This window comes from Paraburkholderia sp. RL18-101-BIB-B (assembly GCF_046026985.1).
Classification (GTDB): domain Bacteria; phylum Pseudomonadota; class Gammaproteobacteria; order Burkholderiales; family Burkholderiaceae; genus Paraburkholderia.
Genome location: NZ_JARESV010000004.1, coordinates 114,728 through 135,606, shown reverse-complemented (window position 1 = coordinate 135,606; position 20,879 = coordinate 114,728). Strand labels below are relative to the sequence as shown.

Here is a 20,879-nt window from a genome sequence, read left to right as displayed (position 1 = left end):
GCGCCACACTGACTCCCGGCGGATCCCGCAACGCGTTAAGCTTCGCCCCCTCATTGTTCCTTTGACGCCACGCGGCTTATTTTTTTTGACACCTCATTTATTTTCATCGCCCTATGATTGGGGGGCTCGTTTACCGCCGCGCTGGCTAGTACGCGTGCACTGAGCCGATATGAAAACCATGCAATAGATAAGCGCGCACCATGGCAAAGCCATTGAAATGATGTGTCGCGCAATAAACATCCAATAACTACTTATGCTTCTCGCGGTTTGCGCAACAACGGTTGCAAATGTATTGCATGCGTGTGCATGGCGCTGGTGGAAAGAGCAATTGATACCCTCAATTACCGCTTGATCTCGGAGCCAACAAAGTATGAAAAAATCTTTACTCGCGGCCGCGCTCTTCGGCGCATTTACGATGTCGGCGCATGCGCAAAGTAGCGTGACGCTCTATGGCCTCATCGATACCGGATTGGTTTACACGAACAATCAGTTTGGGCACAGCAATTGGCAGGAAGTGAGCAGTTCGACCCAGAACACGGTCTTCGGTCTCAAGGGCTCGGAGGATTTGGGTGGCGGCTTGCACGCGGTCTTCAAACTCGAGCAAGGTTTCCTGCTGAACAACGGCGCCCAGGCATTCTCCGGTGATGGTTTCGGCTCACAGGCGTGGGTCGGCCTGCAAAGCGATCCGTACGGCACCTTGACGTTCGGCCGCCAGTTCGACGTGATGAACGACCTCGTCGGACCGCTCACGGCGGAGTTCAACACGTGGGGCGGCAGCATGGCCGCGCATCCGTTCGAGAACGACAACCTTGCTGCGAATTCGGTCGTGATCAACAACTCGGTCAAGTACGCGAGCCCGACCTACCGCGGCGTTACGTTCGAAACGATGTATTCGTTCAGCAACAAGGCCGGCGACTTCGGGAATAACCGGTCATACGGTTTCGGCGTTTCGTATGCGCAAGGTCCGGTGAATCTTGCCGCCGGCTATCTGCAATTGAACAACGCGGGCAACGGCAGCGGCGCGGTGACTTCGAGCGATGCAAGCGCGAACTTCCTCGCACAACGCCAGCGTATCTGGTCGCTGGGCGGTAACTACACGTTCGGGCCGGCCACTGTCGGGCTGGTCTGGAGCCACACGCAGATCGACAACGCGTCGGGCGTGTTCTCGTTCGGCACGGGCAGCTACCTCGGTTCGGGCGACCCGTCTGCCGGATCGCTGGCCGGTTCACTGCGTCTCGACAACTACGAGGTGAACGCAAAGTACGCGCTTACGCCGGCGTTGAGCGTATCCGGCGAGTACACGTACACGCATGGCGCCTATAACGGTTCGTCGCCGGGATGGAACACGGCCATGCTGCAGACCGATTACTCGATCAGCAAGCGTACGGACTTCTATCTCGAAGGCGTCTATCAGAATGTGCACGGTGCGCCGGCGGACTCCGTACTCTCGCATGCCATGATCAACACGTTGTCGCCGTCTTCGACCAACACGCAAGTGGCAGTCACCGTGGGGATGCGTCACGCGTTCTAAGCAGGTTCGTGACGAGTAGTCTGTGAAGATGCATGCCTGGCTGCTGCCGGGCATGCGTCATTGTGCGAGCGCTATGCTCGCGGTCTTCAGTCGATCGGAACGATCTGGCTCAAAAGCGCGATCGTCCCATCTTCCACCACGCGCGCAGTGATCCCGCCGAATCCTCTGACCGCGTTATATCCGCCTGTTCCAAGCACTTCCTCCATGCGGGAACAAGGGTGGCATTCGCCCGTGGCTTCGAGAATCGCGTCGCCGATCCGGAAGCGGCGTGCCTTCAGCGCATAGAGATTGATACCTGACGTTACGACGTTGCGTCGCAGATTCAGGGGCGACACCGCGCTTTGCCCCAAATGACTCGCAATAGCAGCCAGGCTTTCTGTCTCGATCAGAGTGACCTGCCTGTTGCCACCGGCGCGGCTGTAGTGATCATCGGCAAGTCCGTGGCCAACGCGCGCCTCCACGGTTTCGACGACTCGCATCGGTTCGCGGCGCATTGATCGTACGCCGAGCCAGACGACGCTACCTGGGCGAACGGGCGCGAGCATGAGGCGCGCGAGCGGAGATTCGGGGTTGAGCGGCATCTTTCTGAAAAGGTTCTGTGGTGGGCGCGCGCTTCGATTATGACGTGTTTGATGCAAGGCCACCCGTCGACGGCGGACCGGCCTTTTGCCGTCCGATCTTCGGAAGACGTGACGGGCCTTCGCGATGCGCCAGTTGGGACATCGCAGGATCCGGCTAGCATGGGCGGAGTCCGGGAATCGATCACCAGGAGGATTGATGAACTTGCCGAAAGCGACTACGCGTCGTTCGCTATCTGTGATCGTGGCGCTTGTTGCGTGTGTCCATATGAACGAGCAGGTGCACGCTCAAACTCCTGCGGCGCAGGCGCTATTCATGTTGCGAGTCGACTCGTATTCAGATCGCGCGGCGAATAATCGTGCGTACGAGGACCGTCAGTACAACAATCGTCAGTATTTCAATCGGCAATACGAGAACCGGCAGTATGAAAACCGGCAGTATGAAAACCGCCGGTACAACAACCAGCTCTATAACAACGAGCAGGATCAGACGCGACTCAACGGGATGGTGTCGCCGTAAGCCGGACTCAGGTCACCGAAACGCGGTGGTCACGGTAGCACGTGCGGGTTGAGCGTCTCGGCACGTACTGCACTCCACGCCAAAGTGACGCCCTCGCCACATGCCGCCGATTTCCGGCACGCATGATGTTGCCGGTGCATGGAGAACGTTCAGCGCGACGCGGCTTGTGAACCTTCGTCCTTCGCTTCAGCCAGAATCTGCTGGATGACTTGCTCGAAAGTTTCGACAGGCTGTCCGCCGCTCACCAGATAGCGACGGTTGAGGATAGTGGCCGGCACCGATTGAATCCCCATTGCCTCGTTATTCCGCTCCTCCGCACGAACCTCCGCGGCATAGGTTCCTTTTTGCAGTACGTCACGTGCCTCCGCGGCGTCGAGCCCAACGGATTGCGCCGCTTCGATCAACACTTCGTGGTTGCTGGTGTCCTTGCCTTCGCCGTGATAGGCCCGCAACAGGGCCAGGTTGAGCGGCAACTGCGCACCCTTGATGCCGGCCCAATGCAGCAGGCGATGCGCGTCGAACGTGTTGTACACGTGCGTGCGCGGGCCGAAGGCAAAACCAACGCTCGCACCACGCTCGCGAATCGCCGCCTGCGTTTCAGCGATTTGCTCCGCCGTGCGCCCATATTTCTTGCCGAGATAGTCGACAATGGTCTCGCCGTCCGGTCCCATGTCCGGATTCAACTCGAACGGATGCAGGACGATTTGCGCGTCGACCGTGTCGCCAAGGCGCGAGAGCGCGCGTTGCAGCGAGGAGAGGCCGATTGCGCACCATGGGCAGGCGATGTCGGAGACAAAATCGATTGTGAGCGGTTGTGTCATTGCGGTGGTCCTAATGGGAAGAATCTGTTGCGTGGCCGGCTTGGTGCCAGAGCGAGGGCCGCAAACAGCGTAACCTGAATTGCGAGTATTTGCAGGACCGCCCTCGTGACGGAACGCGAGCCGGCGCCTTACAATTCACCAACCGCAGTTGGAGCCGTTGACCATGCGAGCAACAGGGATGCCGGCAGGCGTCATAATCCCTCTTCGCCGTCGTGCACGACAACGACTGCTTTTCCAACGTTGATAGGAGCTTCAAATGAGCAAGGGATATTGGGTGACGTCATATCGCGCGACGAAAGACGCGGCCAAGCTTGGCGCATATGCGCAGCTTGCCGTGCCCGCCGTGGCGGCTGCCGGCGGCAAGTTCATCGTACGTGGCGTGGCGGACGAGGCTCGTGAGCAAGGCTTGAAGGAGCGGACGGTCGTGATCGAGTTTCCGACCTACGAAGCAGCCGTCGCGGCCTACGAAAGCGAACTCTACAAGAAGGCGCTGGCGGCATTGGGCGATGGCGTCGAGCGCGATCTGCGGATTGTGCGCGGCACGGAGTAACGCAAGAGATGCGGAGAGCGCGACCTGCTTAGGCAGGTTCGCGCCCAAAGGCGGCAATCCAGCGTGATGCAATGCAACGGCAGGCCACCGCCTGCCGCGCTTGTCACCGAATCTATTTCACCGCGCCCAGCGCGAGCCCCTTCACCAGATACCGCTGCAACCACGCGAACACCACCGAAACCGGCAACGTGGCGCAAAGCGTAGCGGCCATCACCAGATGCCACTCGACCACGTATTTCCCGGCGACCATGTCGGTCACCTGCACGGTCAGCGTTTTATTCTCCGGTGAGCGGATCAAGGTGTACACGACGGCAAACTCGTTCCACGCGTTGATGAACGTGAAGATCGCAGTGACGACGATCGCCGGCACCGCGAGCGGCAGGAACACTTTGAAGACCGCCTTGGTCCGTCCGCATCCTTCGAGCCACGCCGACTCTTCCAGATCGCGCGGCACCGTCTGAAAGTACGAAGACAGCATCCACACGGCAAACGCGATGTTGAAGGCCGCATAAGAGACGATCACGCCGGTCTTGGAGTCAACCAGGTTGCCGTCGCCATAAGGAATCATCGCTGCCAGCCGGAACAAGCCGACTACGAGCAGGATAGGCGACAACATCTGCGTGACGAGCAGAAACTGACGGTAGAGCCCGCGTCCTCGAAAGGGAAACCTAGCCAACGCATACGCCGCCGGCAAGCTGACTGCCAGCGCAAGCGCGGTCGACAGCAAACTGATCACCGTGCTATTGCGTAGCGCCACGCCGAAATTGGCGGCGACCCACATGTCGGAGAAATTGCTCCACTGCCAATGCACCGGCAACCAGCGCGCCGGATAGACAAAAATCTCGGAAGCCGGCTTCAACGCCGTAAATAGCATGACGGCGAACGGAAACAGCACCACCACGATTAGCGGCGACAGCGCGAGCCAGCACCACAGCGAGCGCTTCATCTTGACGCTGAGACTCATGACGGATCTCCTTCTTTCGCGGGCTGCAGGCGCAGATAGGCGATCGAGAAAACGAACAGCATGACGAGCATGATCAGTGACACCGCTGCAGCTTCGCCGGGGCGCCCGAGCCGGAAGCCGAGCTCGTAGAGATACGTGACGAGAATGTGCGTGCTGTTGTCGGGGCCGCCCTGCGTCATCACCCAGATGATCGGAAACGAGTTGAACACGTAGATCACGTTCAACAGAATCGTCATGTTGATGAACGGCCGCAACAGCGGCATGGTGAGTTGGCGAAACTGCTGCCAGGCGCTCGCGCCGTCCATGCGAGCGGCTTCGTAAATATCGCCGGGCACCGAGGACAAACCGCCCAGCAGAATCGTCACCGTAAACGGAATCGACACCAGAATGCCGACTGCGATTTCGACCGGAAACGCGAGCTCCGGCGTGGCCAGCCAATGAATCGGACCGCTGATCAAGCCGAGCCGCTGCAACGTGACGTTGACCATGCCGTAGTCGTCGTTGAAGGCCCAGCGCCAGACCACGGCGGTCATGGTCAGCGAGACGGACCACGGCAGCATCACGATCGTGCGCGCCACGCCGCGCCCGTAGAAATCCTGATTCAGCACCAGTGCGACAGGCACCGAGATCAGCACCGTGCCGCCCACCACGCACACGGTCCAGACAATGGTCCGCTTGGCGGCGGCAAGAAACGCGGGGTCGCTGAAGATCGTATAGAAATTCCGCAGACCGGTGAAATCGCGAATCGCGCCGAAGCGCGAGACCTCGTGCAGCGATTGCCACACGATGTTGAAGATCGGATAGCTGATGATGAAGAGCGCCAGTACCAGACTCGGCGCAATCAGCAACCAGGGCGCTTGCAGGCGCGAAGAAGCGGAACGGCTCATGCGTGCTCGATCGTAAGGCGCGTCCGCGTTGATGAGCAGGCGCGTCGGGATGGGCCGGATAGTGCATTACGAGCGAAACGCGCACTGCCTTCGTAGTGGCGGCGCGCGTTCCGGGTTCAGCAGATCACTACGAGATAAATACGACTGTGCTGCGTGATCACTTACCGAGCGACTTGTTCGCTTGCGTGGCCGCCGCATTCAATGCGTCAGCCGGCTTGGCCTTGCCCAGGTAGATCGACTGCATTGCATCGGTCACGGCCTTGGCGGTGTCTTCCCAGCCGGTCACGGTCGGTGCGAAGTGGGCGGTCGGCAGCAGCGCGACGAAGGCCTTGGTGTCCGGATCATTGAATGCCGGGTCGGTTGCCTCAGCCTTGGTGGTCGGCAGGAAGCCTTCAGTCGTGGTGAACTCCACGCGCGGTTCCTTCGTGAACAGATAGTCGAGGAACTTCCACGCCGACTTCTTCACCTTCGAGTTCTTGAACATCACGATCGAGTCCGTGACGGCGTAGGTGGCGTGTGCCGTGCCCATCGGAATCGGATCGATGCCGTACTTCAGGTTCGGCGCTTCTTTCTTGATCTGCTTGGCGAGGAACGGCGCGGAGATCATCATCGCGACGCGGCCTTGCTTGAACAGATTCTGCACGTCTTCGCGGCTATAGCCGGTCACGCCCGGTTGCGTCAGGCCCTGGTCGATCATCGTCTTGTAGAGCGTGGCGGCCTTGATGCCGGCCGGCGAATTGAACGCCGCCTTGCCGTCCTTGCCAACCACGTCGCCACCATTGGTCCACAGGGCGTAGTAATAGTAGACGTCCGTTTCGATTTCCTTGCCTTGCAGACCGAAGCCGGCAATGCCCTGCGCCTTCAGTTTCTTCGACGCTTCGATCACGTCGTTCCAGGTCTTCGGGCCGTCGGGATAGCCGACTTTCGCGAGCAGGTCTTTGTTGTAGTACAGCGCGCGTGCGGAAGCGGCGATCGGCAGGCCGTACACCTTGCCGTTGATTTCACCCGGCGCGAGGAACGGGCCGATGAAGCGGCTCTTGAAGCTGGCGTCCATATAGCCGTCGAGCGGCTCGGCGACGTCGTCCTTCACGAAGTCGAGCAGCCACCGTGTGCCGACGATCGCGAGGTCGGCGTTGGCGTTGCCTGAAATGTCCGTTTGCAGTTTCTGTTGCAGCGTGTCCCAGTTCACATCTTCGATCTTGATGGTCGTGCCGGGATTGGCCTTCTCGAAGTTACGGGCCATCTTTTCGAAGTACGGTGCGGTCGCGTCGCTGTAGTGGGCGACGGTCACGCGGACCGTGTCGGCGTGAGCCGCGACGGCGATACCTGCAAACGCGAGCGCCACGGCAATTTTGCCTAGCGCGAGGGAAGCACGGGCTTGCAACGACATTTCTCTCTCCTGGGGTGGTTTGCTGCCGTCGCCGGCCGCTTCGGGTTGAATTGTTTGAAAAAATCCTACATGACGCAAAATAGCTTGTCACGTAGGGTCTGCCATATTTCTTCCCGGCCAGTTTTGTGCATAAGATGCTGTAAAGCAGGGGTATTCTGCATAGGGTGATGTCACGGATACCCAATCTTCGGGATGACTAGACAACTGCGCCAACCTTGGTTTGTAAGAAATTTACACGCTAATCCGGTGCTGGCGGCGCGGTTGAAGAGCGAGGCGGACATGAATCGTGTGGTGTTGGTTACGGGCGCTTGCGGCGGCATCGGCAGCGTGTTGTGCAGGCGCTTCGTGGAACAGGGCGATACGGTGCTGGCGCTCGACATCGACGCCGCCGCGCTGAAGGCTTTGACCGCGCAACTCGGCGAGGCGCACGTCACGCCGATCGCGGTCGATCTCGGCGACGCCGCCGCAGTGCAGCAAGCCGTGGCCGCCGCGGTCAAGGTGCGCGCTCCGGTGGATGTGCTGGTCGCCAACGCGGGCGCGGCACAAGGTCTGACGCTTGCCACGACGGATGTCGCGAGCTGGCAGCGCGACATCCATCTGAATCTGAACGGCACGTTTCACACGGTCGAGGCCGTGCGCGCGTCGATGATCGAGTGGCAACGGGGCGCGCTGGTGCTGATCGGTTCGGTGAACGGCATGGCCGCGCTCGGTCATCCGGCGTACAGCGCGGCGAAGGCCGGGCTCATCAGTTATACGAAGGCGCTCGCGCTCGAACTCGGCCGCTACGGGATTCGCGCGAACATCGTGTGTCCCGGCACGGTGAAGACGCAGGCGTGGCAGGCGCGCGTCGACAAGAATCCGCAGGTCTTCGAGGATCTGAAAAAGTGGTACCCGTTGCGCGACTTCGCGACACCTGACGACATCGCCGACGCCGTGCTGTTTCTCGCCTCGCCGATGGCGCGCGTGATTACCGGCGTCGCGCTGCCGGTCGACGGGGGCCTGATGGCTGGCAACCGTCTGATGGCGGAAGAACTGACGCTCGAATCGCTCTGAACCGCGCGCGGCAACATTGCAAGTAGCACGAGATCGAGTCAACGAAGCAAGATGATGAGGACAGCATGGCAGCAGTGCAACTGAGCGGCATCTTCAAACGCTATGGCGACACGCAAGTGGTGCACGGCATCGATCTCGACATCGACGACGGCGAGTTCGTCGTGCTGGTCGGGCCGTCGGGCTGCGGCAAGAGCACGTTGATGCGCATGGTGGCGGGGCTCGAGGAAATCAGCGGCGGCGATCTGATGATCGGCGGCACGCGCGCGAACAGTCTCGCGCCGCAGCAGCGCAATATCTCGATGGTGTTCCAGAGCTACGCGCTATATCCGCATCTGTCCGTCTACGAAAACATCGCGTTCGGGCCGCGGATTCGCAAGGAGTCGTCGGCGAGTTTCAAGCCGCGGATCGAAGCCGCCGCGAAGATGCTGAACCTCGGCGGCTATCTGGACCGTTTGCCGCGCGCGCTGTCGGGTGGCCAGCGGCAACGCGTGGCAATGGGCCGCGCGGTGGTGCGCGAGCCGTCGCTGTTCCTGTTCGACGAGCCGCTGTCCAATCTCGACGCCAAACTGCGCGTGCAGATGCGCACCGAAATCAAGGCGCTGCATCAGCGGCTGAAGAATACGGTGATCTACGTCACGCACGATCAGATCGAAGCCATGACGATGGCGGATCGCATTGTCGTCATGAACGCGGGGCGGATCGAGCAGATCGGCCGTCCGCTGGAACTGTACGATCATCCGGCGAATCTGTTCGTGGCGAGCTTTCTCGGCTCGCCGTCGATGAACTTCGCCGAAGGTGTGATCGCGAGCCGCGCGCAAGGTCAGGGCCTCGCGCTGAATCTGACGGACGGTGGCGAGATCGTGCTGGAAGGCACGCCCGCGTCGGCCGTGGTCGGCGCGAAGGTCACGCTCGGCGTGCGGCCGGAACACATCGAAACCATGACGCCGACACCCGACGCGACGATGGAAGTCGAAGTGGTCGAGCCGACTGGTGCGGAGACTCACTTGTACGGGAAAATAGGCGGCAGCACGTGGTGCGTGACGACTCGTCAGCGCTCGAAAATCGAGCCCGGCCAGCGCGTGACGCTGCGTTTGCCGGCCGAACATATTCATCTGTTCGATACGGAGAGTGGACGCAGGCTGGTCTGAACCGCGTGTTGCTGTTTTGAGGTCGATACGAGCTTGCCTCGGGCTCGCTGAAGCTGCGACGCGGATTCATTTAACCCGTGAGAAGACGCCGGGCCGCCCCAAGTTTTCTCATCCCCTCGGGGGGCCTCGCGCGAAGCGACAGGTCTGGGGGCGCTTTTAAGGAACACCGGGTGTCCGCACCGAACTTGATTCCCCACATCCGCAGCGCACTCGCCAGTTTGCGGCCCGCCGAGCGTAAGGTCGCCGACATGGTGTTGAGCGATGTCGACTTCGCGATGCGCGCGAGCATCACCGAACTCGCGCAGCGCGCGGACGTGTCCGAGCCTTCCGTCACGCGCTTTTGCCGCGCGATCGGTGCGCACGGTCTGCGCGACTTCAAGATGCAATTGGCGCAGAGCGTGGCGGGCGGGCTGCCGTATGCATCCACGGCGGTGGCGCGCGACGACGACGTGCAGACGCTCATGGACAAGGTGGGCGAGGCGGCGGTCGACGGCATCACGCATGCGCGTGGCGCGCTGGATCCGGCGGTAGTCGAGAGTGCGATTGCTGCGTTGTCGAGCGCGCGGCGGGTGTTTTTCTTTGGCGTCGGTTCGGGTTCGGGATTGGTCGCGCAAGATGCGGCGCTGCGGTTTCTGCGGCTCGATATTGCATCCACTGCGTTTACCGATGGGCATCTTCAGCGTCTTTACGCGGGCCTCATGGAACCGGGCGATGTCGCCTTTGCGATTTCGCATTCGGGCCGCAGTGTCGAAGTCAACGAGAGCATTCAGATTGCCAAGGAGCGTGGCGCGACCACGATTGCGCTGACGAATGTCGGCTCGCGGCTGGCGTGGCTGGTGGATATTGCGCTGCTGCTGCGCGTGCCGAGCCCGATCGATCCGAATACGCCGGGCGTGTCGCGGCTCGTGCATCTGTGCATCATGGACGCGCTGGCGATTGGCGTCGCGCTCAAAGCCGGGCCGAAGACGCTCGAGAAGATGCGGCATGCGAAGGCGAGGTTGGCGTCGCATGAGCCGGAGGCGGCGGGGGATTGAGCGGCCGCGAAAGTCGCTTGTCGATTTCCGCGCAGTTTTGACTACTCGGCAGCCGTCGCCATCCACCCAAAACGTCGCGACAAGCGTGACGTCGCGGCGCGCAAAGTCTGCGCCGGGCCGCCCGTCAAATCACTGTCGAAGCTGCCGCTCGGCCCCATCAACGCCAGGACCAGGCAGATGCTGCCCGTATGATCCAGTACCGGCGCGGCTAGCGTATTGATGCCCGGCACAGGGCGGCTGAGTGCCGTGTCGATGCCGTCCGCACGGATCTGCGCAAGACGCTGCGCATAGGCTTTCGTCAACGGCGGCAATGCCGCCGCTGCGTCCGTACCGGCTGCCGACTTCGCCTTCCCCGCAAAAACATCGGCCGCATTCGCGCCCGCCAACCGCAGATGATCCTGCGCCAGCAAACCCACGCGTACGTCGTCCGCGACATAGGCGGCGAACACGCGGCCGATCGCCGTATTCGCCAGCGACATCACCGTGCCGACCCGCAGGCTCACGTGCAGCGGTCGCGCCGATTCCTCCAGGCGCACGACGGTCGGCCCAAGCGGCCCGAGCACCGCCATCGCGACGCTCATGCCCGTCGACGCCGCCAGTTCGACCACCTCGGGCTCTGCTTCACGCGTCGGCGACAATCGCTGCAAACCGATCAAACTCAGTTCCAGCGCGAGCGGCCCGGCTTCGAAACAGCCCGCCGCATCGCGATTGAGCAAGCCGATTTTGAGCAGGCTCACCAGGTGCGGAAACGCTTTCGCCGGCGGCATGCCGGCGGCCGCCGCGAGATCGCGCAGATTCAGCGGCCGCGCCGCCGCGACCAGCGCCGCCAACAACTCGCCCGTGCTATCGAGCGACTGGATGCCGCGCTGAGGTTTGGCATCGGCGGAAGTGCGGGGAGATGTGTCGAGAGAATCGGTCACGATGCGGAAGAAGCCAGCAGGGAAGGTGCGGTTGCCAGTTCGGCGCCGATGTCGCGCGCCGCGGCAAGCAGTGTGCGCGCGATCGGACCGTCGGCGGCGGCGTCGATCGCGCCGGTCGAGCCGATCACCGTCAGCGCGAGCGACAAGCGGCCGTCGGCATCCAGCACGGGCGCGCTCAGACTGCTGATGCCCGGACTCGGTGCATCCACGCTGCACTCCAGGCCGCGCGCGCGGATCGCGTCCAGCGTGGCTTCGAAGGCGGTGCTTTGGTCAGGCGGTGTCATGGCGCGATTCGCCGCGCCGGACTGATTCGCCCACATGGCATCCAGCGCCGCGCGCGGCAGAAACGCGCAAAACACGCGTCCCGTCGATGTGGCCGGCAGCGACATCACCGTGCCCACGTGCAAATTGACGTGCAACGGAAAGCCCGCGTGCTCATAGCGAACGATGGTCGGCCCTTGCGGCCCGGCAATACAGATCGCGACGCTGAAACCGATCGCTTCGGCCAGCGCGGCCACGCGCGGCACGGCGGCGCGAAACGCCGGCTGGTTTTCCAGATGCAGCAAACCGAGCCGCAACGACAGCGGGCCGGGTTCGTAGCGGCCAGAAAGCTCGTCGCGCTTGATCAGACCCAGCCGGCTCAAGCTCACCAGATAGGCGTGCGCCTGCCCGGGCGCGATCTGCGCGGCGCTGGCGAGGTCGGACAAGGCGAGCGGCGTGCGCGCCTGCGCGAGCGCCAGCAACACGCGACCGCCCACTTCGACGCTCTGAATGCCGCGCTGCGTCTTGCCGCCGTCCGTCGTCTCGCTAACGCCCGCGCCTTTGCCCGTGGCCGCTTTCGCTGCTTTGCTCACACCCGCGCTCGTCCGTAAAAAAGGGTCCATGTTAACCGAAGGCCTGTGCCTTTCTATCCTCATCTTAGGCCTCTGGCGATTTGTGTATAGCGATACATTTCGCTATTGACAAATAAACTGGCGCCGTCCTAAGATGCATTCACCCCGACACACCGGCGCAGTCACAGAGTCAAAAACGGGGCGAGACAATCCTCCAATACTGTCAGCCCGCGCGGCATTCGCGCAGCCGGCCGTCTCGCCTCACGTCCAACTTTTGAGGGAGACAAGCATGGCAAAGGCATTCGCATCCCAGGCCGATCTGGAAGTCAAGAAAGTCACGTGGACCAAGCTATCCGAAAACGCCTACGCGTACACCGCCGAGGGCGATCCGAACTCGGGCGTGATCATCGGCGACGACGGCGTGCTGATCGTCGACACCACCGCCACGCCGGCCATGGCGCAAGACCTCATCGCGAAGATTCGCAGCGTCACGGACAAGCCGATCAAATACGTCGTGCTGTCGCACTATCACGCGGTGCGCGTGCTCGGTGCATCGGCGTATTTCGAAGAAGGCGCGCAGGAAGTGATCGCGAGCCGCGGCACGTACGAGATGATCGTCGAGCGCGGCGAAGCGGACATGAAGTCGGAAATTGAACGCTTCCCGCGCCTGTTCGCCGGCGTCGAAACGGTGCCGGGCCTGACGTGGCCAACGCTCGTATTCGAAAAGGAAATGACGCTGTTCCTCGGCAAGCTCGAAGTGCGCATCGCGCATCTCGGCGCGGGCCATACGAAGGGCGATACGGTGGTGTGGCTGCCATCGCAGAAGGTGCTGTTCTCCGGCGACCTGGTCGAGTACGACGCGGCCTGTTATTGCGGCGACGCGCAGCTCGAACAATGGCCGGCCACGCTCGAGGCATTGCGCGCGCTGAAGGCCGACAAGCTCGTGCCGGGCCGCGGCCCCGCGCTGACCACGCCCGAAGACGTCAACAAGGGTCTGGATTACACGAAAGACTTCGTCACCACGTTGCTGCAACAGGGCCGTGAAGCCGTCGAACAGAAACTCGATCTGAAGGCCGCGATGGCACACACGCGCAAGGCCATGGACCCGAAGTTCGGCCACGTCTTCATCTACGAGCACTGTCTGCCGTTCGACGTCTCGCGCGCTTTCGACGAAGCGAGCGGCATCGCGCATCCGCGTATCTGGACCGCGCAGCGCGACAAGGAAATGTGGGACGCGCTGCAAGCCTGATAAGAAGAGACGCACAGCAAGACGCCGCAGAGCGGAGAAGGACGGAGACACAAGATGAGCATCAACTACCAGACGCTGTCGTTCGAATATCAGGCGTGTCGTGAACAGAGCGCGCAGAGCGGTGCGGACCAGGCGGCCTATCCCGTGATCGTGGTCGGCGCGGGCCCGGTGGGCCTCGCCACCGCGATTGATCTCGCGCAGCAGGGCGTGCCGGTCGTGCTGGTCGACGATGATTGTTCATTGTCCACGGGATCGCGCGCGATCTGCTTTTCGAAACGCTCGCTCGATATTTTCGACCGTTTGGGATGCGGCCAGCGAATGGTAGACAAGGGCATTAGCTGGAATGTCGGCAAGGTGTTTCTGAAAGACGAGTTGGTGTACACGTTCAATCTGCAACCTGAAGCGGGCCACAACCGGCCCGCGTTCATCAACCTCCAGCAGTACTACGTCGAAGGCTTTCTACTCGAACGCGCGCAGGAGATGCCGAATATCGAGATCCGCTGGAAAAGCAAAGTGGTCGGCGTGCAGCAAAGCGGTACGCCCGGCACTCACGACGCCAGCGTAACGCTGACCGTCGACACGCCGAATGGTCAGTACGCGTTGCGCGCTCGCTATGTGGTCGCCGCCGACGGCTCGCGCAGTCCGATCCGCAATCTGATGGGACTCGACAGTAAAGGCGTGACATTCAAGGATCGTTTCCTGATCGCCGACGTCAAGATGGAAGCGGAGTTTCCCACTGAGCGCTGGTTCTGGTTCGATCCGCCGTTTCATCCGAATCAATCGGTGCTGCTGCATCGTCAGCCGGATAATGTGTGGCGGATCGATTTCCAGCTAGGGTGGGACGCCGACCCGGTGCTGGAAAAGACGCCGGAGCGCGTCATTCCGCGCGTGCGTGCGCTGCTCGGGCCGGACGCGAAGTTCGAGTTGGAATGGGTCAGCGTCTATACGTTCTCGTGTTTGCGCATGGACCGTTTCCGGCACGGCAACGTGTTGTTCGCCGGCGACTCCGCGCATGGCGTGTCGCCGTTCGGCGCGCGCGGTGCGAATAGCGGTGTGCAGGACGCGGAAAACCTCGCGTGGAAACTGGCGATGGTGCTCGAAGGCAAGGCCTCCGATGCTTTGCTCGATACCTATGCAAGCGAACGCGAATTCGCCGCCGACGAAAACATCCGCAACTCCACGCGCTCCACCGATTTCATCACGCCGAAGAGTCCCGTGAGCCGTGTGTTCCGCGATGCCGTGCTGAAGCTCTCGCGTCATCATCCGTTTGCGCGGCAATTGGCCAATAGCGGCCGGCTGTCAGTGCCGGCGGTGTTGCGTGATTCTCCGCTGAATACAGCGGACCGTGACCCGTTTGAAGGGGCGATGGTGCCGGGCGCCTCGTGCGTCGATGCACCGGTGCAGGTGGCGGGACAACCGGCATGGCTGCTGCAGCAACTCGGCCAGCAATTCACCGGCGTGCTGTTGTGCGGCGATCAAGGTGTCGATCAGGCGACTCGGGCCGCGTTGGACACGTTGCGCGCTGGGCCGATTCCGTTGAAGCTCGTCGTTGTGACGCATGGCGATCCGCAGGCCTTTGTGTCTGCGAACGCGCAAGTCGCGCACGATATCGAAGGGCTGGCCCACGCACGCTACGACGCAAAACCCGGCACGTTCTATTTGATTCGTCCGGACCAGCATGTTTGCGCGCGCTGGCGGCAACTCGATGCGGGTGATGTCGCGCATGCATTGAAACGCGCACTGTGCGTCGAAGGCACGGCTTGAACGTGCGGCATCAGGAAAACAATAGCCGCAAGCAATTTGCATGGGATCGGAGTAAGCGTTAAAGCGCCAACTCTGGTCGACAGGAGACAGACATGACACTGAACACGCAATCGAATCTCGCCCGCCCCGACGATTTCTACGAGGCGTTGATCGATATGCATCGCGATCTTGACGATGCGCAGAGCCAGTCGGCCAATGCGCAACTGATCCTGCTGCTCGCCAACCATATCGGCGATCACGCCACGCTGCTCGAAGCGATGCGGCATGCTCGCGACGGCGTGGCCGACGTGTCGGCGCGAAATGGTAAAGCGCGTCCGTTGGCTGCATAACCGCATAGCGCGAGCAAAGATTGACTTTGCGCAACGCAGATTTCGGAAGACGTCAATAGTAGTGATTTGTTGCGCGCTTCCTCTCAAATTCGCGGAAGACAATCCGCGATTCATCTCAATTTTTTCTTTCTGACTATCAGATTCTTCTTAGCAAAGCGGCACAAGCGCTGCCTCATACTAGTCGGCTTGTTGAGGGAAGGATGATCAGATCGCATAGGATGTGACGTTCCGGTGGGCCAGGTTGCTTCGTGCCGGCGCACCATGTCCTCGTGCGTTGCCGGTGGGAATTTCCCCACGTTCGGCTAGAGAGAGACACGAGATGAAATTGTTTTTGATAAGCGACCTTGTCGTTCAAGAGTTGGCATCGATGAAAGTCGACGGAAAGTGGCTTTCTCCTGCGCAGTTTGCCGAATCGGCGTTGCTCTGGATTAACCATTACGCGCCTGGCCGTGCAGCGCCTGAATCGTTTTTTTTCGAAGTCGAGTGCGAAGTGTTGCAAATCGCCACGCAACTCGCCGTCGGAGAATTGGCGTCGGTCGAAGATTTGCCGTTGGGGCAGTTGTTTAGCGACTATCCAACGGTGAATTACGCGCATCCTTTGAGCGCGAAAGCGTTGGCTGCGACGCTGACAGCGTGCCGTGAAAAAATTTCCCGTGGCGCTCAGGCAGGAGCATCTGACGATGCGATCTGGTCGCGGCAGTTCGCTGCCTGTGCGAAGAACGTGCCGCAGTCTCTCGGATGTCATCCCACCCTCTGTCAGTTGATGTGCCACATCGGTGACACGCCGAAGGTTTGAGCGTCGCTCGAGATCGATGGCTTCGTACGTCATATCGGGTAGAGTCGCGGTTATGCGTCCGCGATTGCGCCCATTACGTCCGAACCTTTGCATGTATTCGATCGACCCCGTTCCGCTGCCGCACGATGGCCCGTCCGACATTGCGTTGTGGCGGATGGACATCGACTTCACTGCGTCGCTCGACGCGCCGGCTTTTGCATCCCTCAGCGAGGACGAACGCACGCGAGCCCGCACCTTTCGCCGCCATGAAGACGCGCTGCGCTTCGCGACCGTGCGCGCCGCGCTGCGTGAAGAGCTCGCGCGGCGGCTCGACATGGCGGCACACGCCGTGCGTTTTGCGCTCGACGTCAATCACCGACCCCATCTCGCGGATTCGAATCGCTTCGATTTCAATGTATCGCATGCGGGTGCGCATGGACTGATCGCGATGTCGCCGGTTCGGCGCGTGGGCGTCGATATCGAGCAGCACAGCGACAAATTCGATTGGCATTCGATTGCGGCCTTGACGCTCGATCCGGAAGAAGTCGCGTGGATCGAACGCCTCGACGTAGGTCAGCAGAGCGATGCGTTTTACGATGCGTGGGTCGCCAAGGAAGCGCTTGTCAAGACAACGGGCGCGGGGATCACGCGCGGATTGCAACATCTGACGGTGCTGCCGCGTGAGAGCAAGCGCGTGACGCTGCGCAAGCAGATTCCAGACGATATGCGCGATGTCGCCGCGCACTGGCTTGTGGCACCGGACAGCTACGCTGCGTGCGTCGCGTGGTCAGTGACCGCGCTTCGGTAATCACAAACAAACACAGCGCGCTAAGCGTTGACCTGTCCGAACGCCAAAGCCTTCGGCCAGCCGAACGCGTGGACCTGTGTGAGTCGCTGCATGGCCGGCTGCGCAAGCGCGACCGCAGCGCGAATCTTGCCGGCCATCGGCACATCCAGCACATGCCAGCGGCCGTGTTCCGCGAGATCGAACGCACCGTTTGCGGAGTGGCTGAACAGCAGTTCGACATCGATATCGACGGGCGCATAGCGCAGCGCATTGCAAAGACTGCCGTAGCGAGCGCGGCGTTGCGAGGCTTCCGGCGTCTCGTCGGGCGCCGCGGCTGGCGAGGGCACGACGACGCTCAATCCTAGCGTCGCCGACGCAACGCCGATCACAATCCAGATGCCGCCGTAAGCGATATCGATTGTGATGCCGCGGCCGTCGCGAGGATGACGCGCACGCAGTTTCTCGTTGCCGTCATCCTGTAAATCGACGGCTTGCGGTTCGCAGTCGAACAGATTTCCGACGATCCAGCGCACGACCACTCGCGCGCTGATAAAGCGTTTTCGCAACGCGGCGTTCGGATGCAGCCGCGCACGCTCGCGTTCGCTCTTCGACAGCCAGCTATCGCCTTCTTGCACGGGCACCGGCAGCCATTCGCAGCGGAACCGCCAAAGATGCAACTCGCCTGCGCTCGGCGCGGCGACGTTGTACGGATAGTTGCGAGTCAGCGGATGGGACAGGAATGCGGGTGTGGCCGCGGCGGCAATAGTGGGTGCGAGGCGGGCGGGCTGCACGGCATGTTCGCCAGCACTGCGTTCAGCGGCGACTTCGCGTGACTCGCCGCTATCGCGCGGGCGCGAAGCCGCCGGGCAAGCCAGATCCAGTTCCAATGGCATAGGCCTGCTTCCTCAATGCATGTACGTGACGCGCCGGGCTTGCACGTCGAGTTCCACACCGGCGTCGAGCAGATCGATGGCGAACCAGCGAATCAGCTTCAGGACACCACTCACCGCGGGCGCGGGCAGCCATTCGTTCAACATGCGCAACGCTGCACCGCTATGCGTTTTTTGCAGCAGCGCGATGGTCTGCAGGATCACCGCTTCGTCCTTGCCGAGATCGCTGGCACAGCGGCAGCGCATATCGAGTGGCCGATACGACACGTGCATCAGCGAACGCATCAGTAGATCGAAGTGTTCGATGCCGTCCGGTCGCAGACCGATGCCGCTGAGAATGTCGCGCCAGTGCACGCCGCCGCGCGCCGTTTCGCAGGCGGGCCGCAGCCATGTGCGAACGGCGCTCAGGACGGTGCGGTCGGGCGCGTCGGCGGTATCGGTCGGATGATCGTCGATCAGTTCCGGGCGGCTGCTGTGTTGAGAGCGAAAGTTCATCGATGCTCCTGAATGGACACGGTCCAATGAATCGCGCCGGCCGGATGGGGCGGGTGCCGCGTCGCAGGCCAGTGCTTGTCGCGTGCGACGGATGGGCGAAGACGCAGAGCCTGCGTCAGATGCTCACGTTTGATGCCGTTACCGACGCTTGCTTCAGCTTTGAGCCGGCTGCGTCGGCTGCCACTCGCGCACGTGTGCGCTGCGCGCCGGACGTGCCGGTGCTTGCCCCGGCGTTTTCGGCGTGCCGACAAACAGGAAGCCGAGCAGGCGCTCGTTCGGCGCGAAGCCCAATGCGTCATGCAAGCGCGGCTCATAACTGTCCGGACCGGTGGACCAGAAGCCGCCATAAGCGAGCGCATGGATCGCGTTGAGCATGTTCATCGCCGCCGCGCCGGCGGCCAGCAATTGCTCGATCTCGGGCACCTTGGGATGCGCCGAGATTGCCGCGCCGAGTGCGATCAGCAGCGGCGCGGCGAATGCCTTCTGCCGGCGATGCGCATGCGCCGAACGCGGTTCGTCCGGCGAGCGGGCGCAGGCGAGGTCGACCAGCACGTCGCCGAGCGGTCCGCGTGCGTCGCCGCGAATCGTCACAAAGCGCCAGGGACGCAGATTGCCGTGATCCGGTGCGCGCAAGGCGGCGTCGAAGATCAGTTCGAGCTCGGCGTCCGCCGGACCGGGCTCGGTCAGCGGCCATTGCGATTGACGCGACAGCAGGACTTCGAGCGCCGCCGAAGCTTTCGGCCCGGCGCCGGCGGCAGGCTTTGCCGCCGCCGGGCGCTGGTTGTCGGTTTCGGGGCGGCTGATGTCTAGTGTCGTCATGATCTCGGCTTCGGCGAATGGTATGGGCTGAATAATGAGCTAATTTGCTAGTAAATGCAAATCATTCGCATTTAGAAGGCATGTTCGTGGATTGGTTTGGCGCCTGTTCGGCGCACGGCGCGAACCACCGGCAGCTAGAGCAGGCGAAGGGAAGGCATCAACGCAACTAACGGTCAACCGCGCCCGGCGCCCCCGGATATGATGGCGAAGTGCCGAATTCAGCCTTTTTGGCAAAAGCGGCTTACAGCCTCCTTGCCCACTTTCGCTTGCCCATGCCGACAAAAACATTCGAGACCGCATCGACTTCCAAGGCCACCGAAGCGGCGCAACGCCTCCCCACGCTGATGCTCGCCGCGGCGCTGTCGCTGGGCAGCGCGATCGCGCTCGGGCTCGCACGCTTCGCATACGCACTGCTGTTGCCGTCGATGAAACTCGACCTCGGCTGGAGCTTCGCGCAAGCCGGCGCGATGAATACGGCCAACGCGCTGGGTTATCTGCTCGGTGCCCTGGCTTTTCCGCGCCTTGCGCGCAGATGGTCGGCCGGCGCATTGTTCGGCGGCGGTTGCGTGGCGACTGCGCTACTGATGGCAGTCAGCGGGCTGCTTGCCGACACGGACTCGCTGCTCGTGTTGCGCGTGATCACCGGCGTGAGCAGCGCGGCGGTTTTTATCAGCGGCGGCGTGTTGGCGGCGCGGCTCGCATCGGCGAGGCCGCACGACGCAGGGCTCGTCCTCGGCTTGTATTACGGTGGCACGGGATGGGGCATCGTGGCGTCGTCGGTGCTGGTGCCGCTGACTATCTTCAACGTCGCGCACGGCTGGCAGTTTGCGTGGTTCGCACTCGCGCTCGCGTGTGCGGTACTCGCCGCAGTGGCCATCGGCGCCGCGCGAAAAATCGAGAGCGTGCACGCGACGGCGTCGTCGGCCACGCAATCACACGCCACCGCCGATGCGCCCCGTTGGCCGCGATTCAGTTTCGCGCTGGCGGGCTACGGCTTGTTCGGCGTCGGCTATATCGGCTACATGACGTTTATTGTCGCGCTGTTGCGCAATGCGGGCATGAGCGCGGCTGTCGTTACGGGGTTTTATCTGCTGCTAGGCGTGGCGACGGTGGTCTCGGCGCGCGTGTGGTCGGGGTTGCTCGATCGCATGCGCGGTGGCCAGGCGCTCGCGGTGCTCAACGCTTTGCTCGCGGTCGCGACGCTGCTGCCTGCTCTGTTCACGCAACCGTGGGTGGCGTTCGTGTCCGGCGTCCTGTTCGGCGCGACGTTTCTCTCCGCTGTGGCGTCGACCACGGCTTTCGTGCGCCACAATCTGCCCGCGAGTCATTGGGCCAAAGGCATCAGCGCGTTCACGATCGTGTTCGCGTTCGGGCAGATCGTCGGACCGATGGTGATCGGTTGGGTCTCGGACGGCGCGGGTCTCGCGCGCGGGCTGGTGTATTCCGCGCTGCTGCTCGCGGCAGGCGCGGTGCTGGCGGCGTGTCAGAAAGCGTTGCGCTGAACGTGAGTCCGCGCATTCAGGCAATTGCGCTTCACGTTTT

At 62.1% G+C, this 20,879-nt stretch carries 22 protein-coding genes; 12 read left to right on the top strand and 10 right to left on the bottom strand.

Annotation, left to right across the window (positions count from 1 at the left end; translation table 11 throughout):
• Positions 1 to 370 precede the first annotated feature (370 nt).
• On the top strand, positions 371 to 1,531 hold the full coding sequence (locus P0D73_RS08925) for a porin (protein WP_408177314.1): 1,161 nt from the start codon (positions 371 to 373) through the stop codon (positions 1,529 to 1,531).
• Between the two features lie 86 nt (positions 1,532 to 1,617).
• Here P0D73_RS08925 and P0D73_RS08920 read toward each other — a convergent pair whose 3' ends face one another.
• Entirely contained in the window at positions 1,618 to 2,025 is a 408-nt protein-coding gene (locus P0D73_RS08920; RefSeq protein WP_408177313.1) for an MOSC domain-containing protein, read from the bottom strand.
• A gap of 283 nt (positions 2,026 to 2,308) precedes the next feature.
• On the opposite strand from P0D73_RS08920, the gene P0D73_RS08915 reads away from it, so the two are divergent.
• Positions 2,309 to 2,629 (top strand): hypothetical protein, encoded by a 321-nt coding sequence (locus P0D73_RS08915; protein ID WP_408177312.1) that lies wholly within the window; start codon positions 2,309 to 2,311, stop codon positions 2,627 to 2,629.
• Between the two features lie 149 nt (positions 2,630 to 2,778).
• On the opposite strand, the gene P0D73_RS08910 is transcribed toward P0D73_RS08915, so the two are convergent.
• Entirely contained in the window at positions 2,779 to 3,450 is a 672-nt protein-coding gene (locus P0D73_RS08910) for a DsbA family oxidoreductase (RefSeq protein ID WP_408177311.1), read from the bottom strand.
• Between the two features lie 256 nt (positions 3,451 to 3,706).
• Between P0D73_RS08910 and P0D73_RS08905 the strand changes: the two genes are divergently transcribed.
• Entirely contained in the window at positions 3,707 to 4,000 is a 294-nt protein-coding gene (locus P0D73_RS08905) for a DUF1330 domain-containing protein (protein ID WP_408177310.1), read from the top strand.
• Between the two features lie 112 nt (positions 4,001 to 4,112).
• Here P0D73_RS08905 and P0D73_RS08900 read toward each other — a convergent pair whose 3' ends face one another.
• The 3 genes from P0D73_RS08900 to P0D73_RS08890 form a co-directional block, all read right to left on the bottom strand.
• Positions 4,113 to 4,964 (bottom strand): carbohydrate ABC transporter permease, encoded by an 852-nt coding sequence (locus P0D73_RS08900; RefSeq protein WP_408430947.1) that lies wholly within the window; start codon positions 4,962 to 4,964, stop codon positions 4,113 to 4,115.
• The gene (locus P0D73_RS08895) at positions 4,961 to 5,851 is read right to left on the bottom strand and encodes a carbohydrate ABC transporter permease (protein WP_408430944.1); all 891 of its coding nucleotides are present in this window, start codon (positions 5,849 to 5,851) and stop codon (positions 4,961 to 4,963) included. Before P0D73_RS08895 ends, P0D73_RS08900 begins: the two co-directional genes overlap by 4 nt.
• A gap of 157 nt (positions 5,852 to 6,008) precedes the next feature.
• Positions 6,009 to 7,241: an ABC transporter substrate-binding protein gene (locus P0D73_RS08890; RefSeq protein ID WP_408314358.1), complete on the bottom strand. Its 1,233-nt coding sequence runs from the start codon at positions 7,239 to 7,241 to the stop codon at positions 6,009 to 6,011.
• A 279-nt stretch (positions 7,242 to 7,520) separates the two neighbouring features.
• Here P0D73_RS08890 and P0D73_RS08885 point away from each other — a divergent pair, with 279 nt between their 5' ends.
• The 3 genes from P0D73_RS08885 to P0D73_RS08875 all read left to right on the top strand — a co-directional run bounded on the left by P0D73_RS08885 (position 7,521) and on the right by P0D73_RS08875 (position 10,476).
• Entirely contained in the window at positions 7,521 to 8,294 is a 774-nt protein-coding gene (locus tag P0D73_RS08885) for an SDR family oxidoreductase (protein WP_408430942.1), read from the top strand.
• A 65-nt stretch (positions 8,295 to 8,359) separates the two neighbouring features.
• Complete coding sequence (locus P0D73_RS08880; protein ID WP_408430940.1) at positions 8,360 to 9,442, top strand: ABC transporter ATP-binding protein; 1,083 nt, start codon at positions 8,360 to 8,362, stop codon at positions 9,440 to 9,442.
• Between the two features lie 170 nt (positions 9,443 to 9,612).
• Complete coding sequence (locus P0D73_RS08875) at positions 9,613 to 10,476, top strand: MurR/RpiR family transcriptional regulator (RefSeq protein ID WP_408177307.1); 864 nt, start codon at positions 9,613 to 9,615, stop codon at positions 10,474 to 10,476.
• 41 nt (positions 10,477 to 10,517) lie between these two features.
• Here the strand turns inward: P0D73_RS08875 and P0D73_RS08870 are convergent, their stop codons facing one another.
• Both P0D73_RS08870 and P0D73_RS08865 read right to left on the bottom strand, forming a co-directional pair.
• Positions 10,518 to 11,396 (bottom strand): IclR family transcriptional regulator, encoded by an 879-nt coding sequence (locus P0D73_RS08870; RefSeq protein WP_408177306.1) that lies wholly within the window; start codon positions 11,394 to 11,396, stop codon positions 10,518 to 10,520.
• Positions 11,393 to 12,280: an IclR family transcriptional regulator gene (locus P0D73_RS08865; RefSeq protein ID WP_408314353.1), complete on the bottom strand. Its 888-nt coding sequence runs from the start codon at positions 12,278 to 12,280 to the stop codon at positions 11,393 to 11,395. The genes P0D73_RS08870 and P0D73_RS08865 overlap by 4 nt, the downstream gene beginning before the upstream one ends.
• Before the next feature lie 238 nt (positions 12,281 to 12,518).
• Between P0D73_RS08865 and P0D73_RS08860 the strand changes: the two genes are divergently transcribed.
• The 5 genes from P0D73_RS08860 to P0D73_RS08840 all read left to right on the top strand — a co-directional run bounded on the left by P0D73_RS08860 (position 12,519) and on the right by P0D73_RS08840 (position 17,154).
• On the top strand, positions 12,519 to 13,478 hold the full coding sequence (locus P0D73_RS08860) for an MBL fold metallo-hydrolase (RefSeq protein WP_408430937.1): 960 nt from the start codon (positions 12,519 to 12,521) through the stop codon (positions 13,476 to 13,478).
• Positions 13,479 to 13,532: 54 nt separating this feature from the next.
• On the top strand, positions 13,533 to 15,242 hold the full coding sequence (locus P0D73_RS08855; protein WP_408430934.1) for an FAD-dependent oxidoreductase: 1,710 nt from the start codon (positions 13,533 to 13,535) through the stop codon (positions 15,240 to 15,242).
• 92 nt (positions 15,243 to 15,334) lie between these two features.
• Positions 15,335 to 15,571 carry a DUF2783 domain-containing protein gene (locus P0D73_RS08850; protein WP_408177303.1) on the top strand — a complete coding sequence of 79 codons (237 nt, stop codon included), beginning with the start codon at positions 15,335 to 15,337 and terminating at the stop codon, positions 15,569 to 15,571.
• A gap of 319 nt (positions 15,572 to 15,890) precedes the next feature.
• Entirely contained in the window at positions 15,891 to 16,367 is a 477-nt protein-coding gene (locus P0D73_RS08845; protein ID WP_408177302.1) for a hypothetical protein, read from the top strand.
• 91 nt (positions 16,368 to 16,458) lie between these two features.
• Positions 16,459 to 17,154 (top strand): 4'-phosphopantetheinyl transferase family protein, encoded by a 696-nt coding sequence (locus P0D73_RS08840; RefSeq protein ID WP_408430931.1) that lies wholly within the window; start codon positions 16,459 to 16,461, stop codon positions 17,152 to 17,154.
• Positions 17,155 to 17,174: 20 nt separating this feature from the next.
• On the opposite strand, the gene P0D73_RS08835 is transcribed toward P0D73_RS08840, so the two are convergent.
• The 3 genes from P0D73_RS08835 to P0D73_RS08825 all read right to left on the bottom strand — a co-directional run bounded on the left by P0D73_RS08835 (position 17,175) and on the right by P0D73_RS08825 (position 19,337).
• Positions 17,175 to 18,026 carry a 4'-phosphopantetheinyl transferase family protein gene (locus tag P0D73_RS08835; RefSeq protein ID WP_408177300.1) on the bottom strand — a complete coding sequence of 284 codons (852 nt, stop codon included), beginning with the start codon at positions 18,024 to 18,026 and terminating at the stop codon, positions 17,175 to 17,177.
• 12 nt (positions 18,027 to 18,038) lie between these two features.
• Positions 18,039 to 18,518 carry a hypothetical protein gene (locus tag P0D73_RS08830; RefSeq protein ID WP_132378920.1) on the bottom strand — a complete coding sequence of 160 codons (480 nt, stop codon included), beginning with the start codon at positions 18,516 to 18,518 and terminating at the stop codon, positions 18,039 to 18,041.
• A gap of 153 nt (positions 18,519 to 18,671) precedes the next feature.
• Entirely contained in the window at positions 18,672 to 19,337 is a 666-nt protein-coding gene (locus P0D73_RS08825; protein WP_408291739.1) for a nitroreductase family protein, read from the bottom strand.
• A gap of 272 nt (positions 19,338 to 19,609) precedes the next feature.
• Here P0D73_RS08825 and P0D73_RS08820 point away from each other — a divergent pair, with 272 nt between their 5' ends.
• Positions 19,610 to 20,839: a YbfB/YjiJ family MFS transporter gene (locus tag P0D73_RS08820; protein ID WP_408314346.1), complete on the top strand. Its 1,230-nt coding sequence runs from the start codon at positions 19,610 to 19,612 to the stop codon at positions 20,837 to 20,839.
• The last annotated feature ends 40 nt before the right edge of the window (positions 20,840 to 20,879 follow it).

Excerpts from the sequence above, each read along its gene's own strand:
- P0D73_RS08865 (WP_408314353.1), bottom strand. The coding sequence starts at position 12,280 with ATGGACCCTTTTTTACGGACGAGCGCGGGTGTGAGCAAAGCAGCGAAA.
- P0D73_RS08925 (WP_408177314.1), top strand. The coding sequence starts at position 371 with ATGAAAAAATCTTTACTCGCGGCCGCGCTCTTCGGCGCATTTACGATG.
- P0D73_RS08915 (WP_408177312.1), top strand. The coding sequence starts at position 2,309 with ATGAACTTGCCGAAAGCGACTACGCGTCGTTCGCTATCTGTGATCGTG.
- P0D73_RS08860 (WP_408430937.1), top strand. The coding sequence starts at position 12,519 with ATGGCAAAGGCATTCGCATCCCAGGCCGATCTGGAAGTCAAGAAAGTC.
- P0D73_RS08905 (WP_408177310.1), top strand. The coding sequence starts at position 3,707 with ATGAGCAAGGGATATTGGGTGACGTCATATCGCGCGACGAAAGACGCG.
- P0D73_RS08845 (WP_408177302.1), top strand. The coding sequence starts at position 15,891 with ATGAAATTGTTTTTGATAAGCGACCTTGTCGTTCAAGAGTTGGCATCG.
- P0D73_RS08880 (WP_408430940.1), top strand. The coding sequence starts at position 8,360 with ATGGCAGCAGTGCAACTGAGCGGCATCTTCAAACGCTATGGCGACACG.
- P0D73_RS08855 (WP_408430934.1), top strand. The coding sequence starts at position 13,533 with ATGAGCATCAACTACCAGACGCTGTCGTTCGAATATCAGGCGTGTCGT.
- P0D73_RS08835 (WP_408177300.1), bottom strand. The coding sequence starts at position 18,026 with ATGCCATTGGAACTGGATCTGGCTTGCCCGGCGGCTTCGCGCCCGCGC.
- P0D73_RS08920 (WP_408177313.1), bottom strand. The coding sequence starts at position 2,025 with ATGCGCCGCGAACCGATGCGAGTCGTCGAAACCGTGGAGGCGCGCGTT.
- P0D73_RS08820 (WP_408314346.1), top strand. The coding sequence starts at position 19,610 with ATGCCGACAAAAACATTCGAGACCGCATCGACTTCCAAGGCCACCGAA.
- P0D73_RS08895 (WP_408430944.1), bottom strand. The coding sequence starts at position 5,851 with ATGAGCCGTTCCGCTTCTTCGCGCCTGCAAGCGCCCTGGTTGCTGATT.
- P0D73_RS08890 (WP_408314358.1), bottom strand. The coding sequence starts at position 7,241 with ATGTCGTTGCAAGCCCGTGCTTCCCTCGCGCTAGGCAAAATTGCCGTG.
- P0D73_RS08900 (WP_408430947.1), bottom strand. The coding sequence starts at position 4,964 with ATGAGTCTCAGCGTCAAGATGAAGCGCTCGCTGTGGTGCTGGCTCGCG.
- P0D73_RS08830 (WP_132378920.1), bottom strand. The coding sequence starts at position 18,518 with ATGAACTTTCGCTCTCAACACAGCAGCCGCCCGGAACTGATCGACGAT.
- P0D73_RS08840 (WP_408430931.1), top strand. The coding sequence starts at position 16,459 with ATGTATTCGATCGACCCCGTTCCGCTGCCGCACGATGGCCCGTCCGAC.
- P0D73_RS08910 (WP_408177311.1), bottom strand. The coding sequence starts at position 3,450 with ATGACACAACCGCTCACAATCGATTTTGTCTCCGACATCGCCTGCCCA.
- P0D73_RS08885 (WP_408430942.1), top strand. The coding sequence starts at position 7,521 with ATGAATCGTGTGGTGTTGGTTACGGGCGCTTGCGGCGGCATCGGCAGC.
- P0D73_RS08825 (WP_408291739.1), bottom strand. The coding sequence starts at position 19,337 with ATGACGACACTAGACATCAGCCGCCCCGAAACCGACAACCAGCGCCCG.
- P0D73_RS08850 (WP_408177303.1), top strand. The coding sequence starts at position 15,335 with ATGACACTGAACACGCAATCGAATCTCGCCCGCCCCGACGATTTCTAC.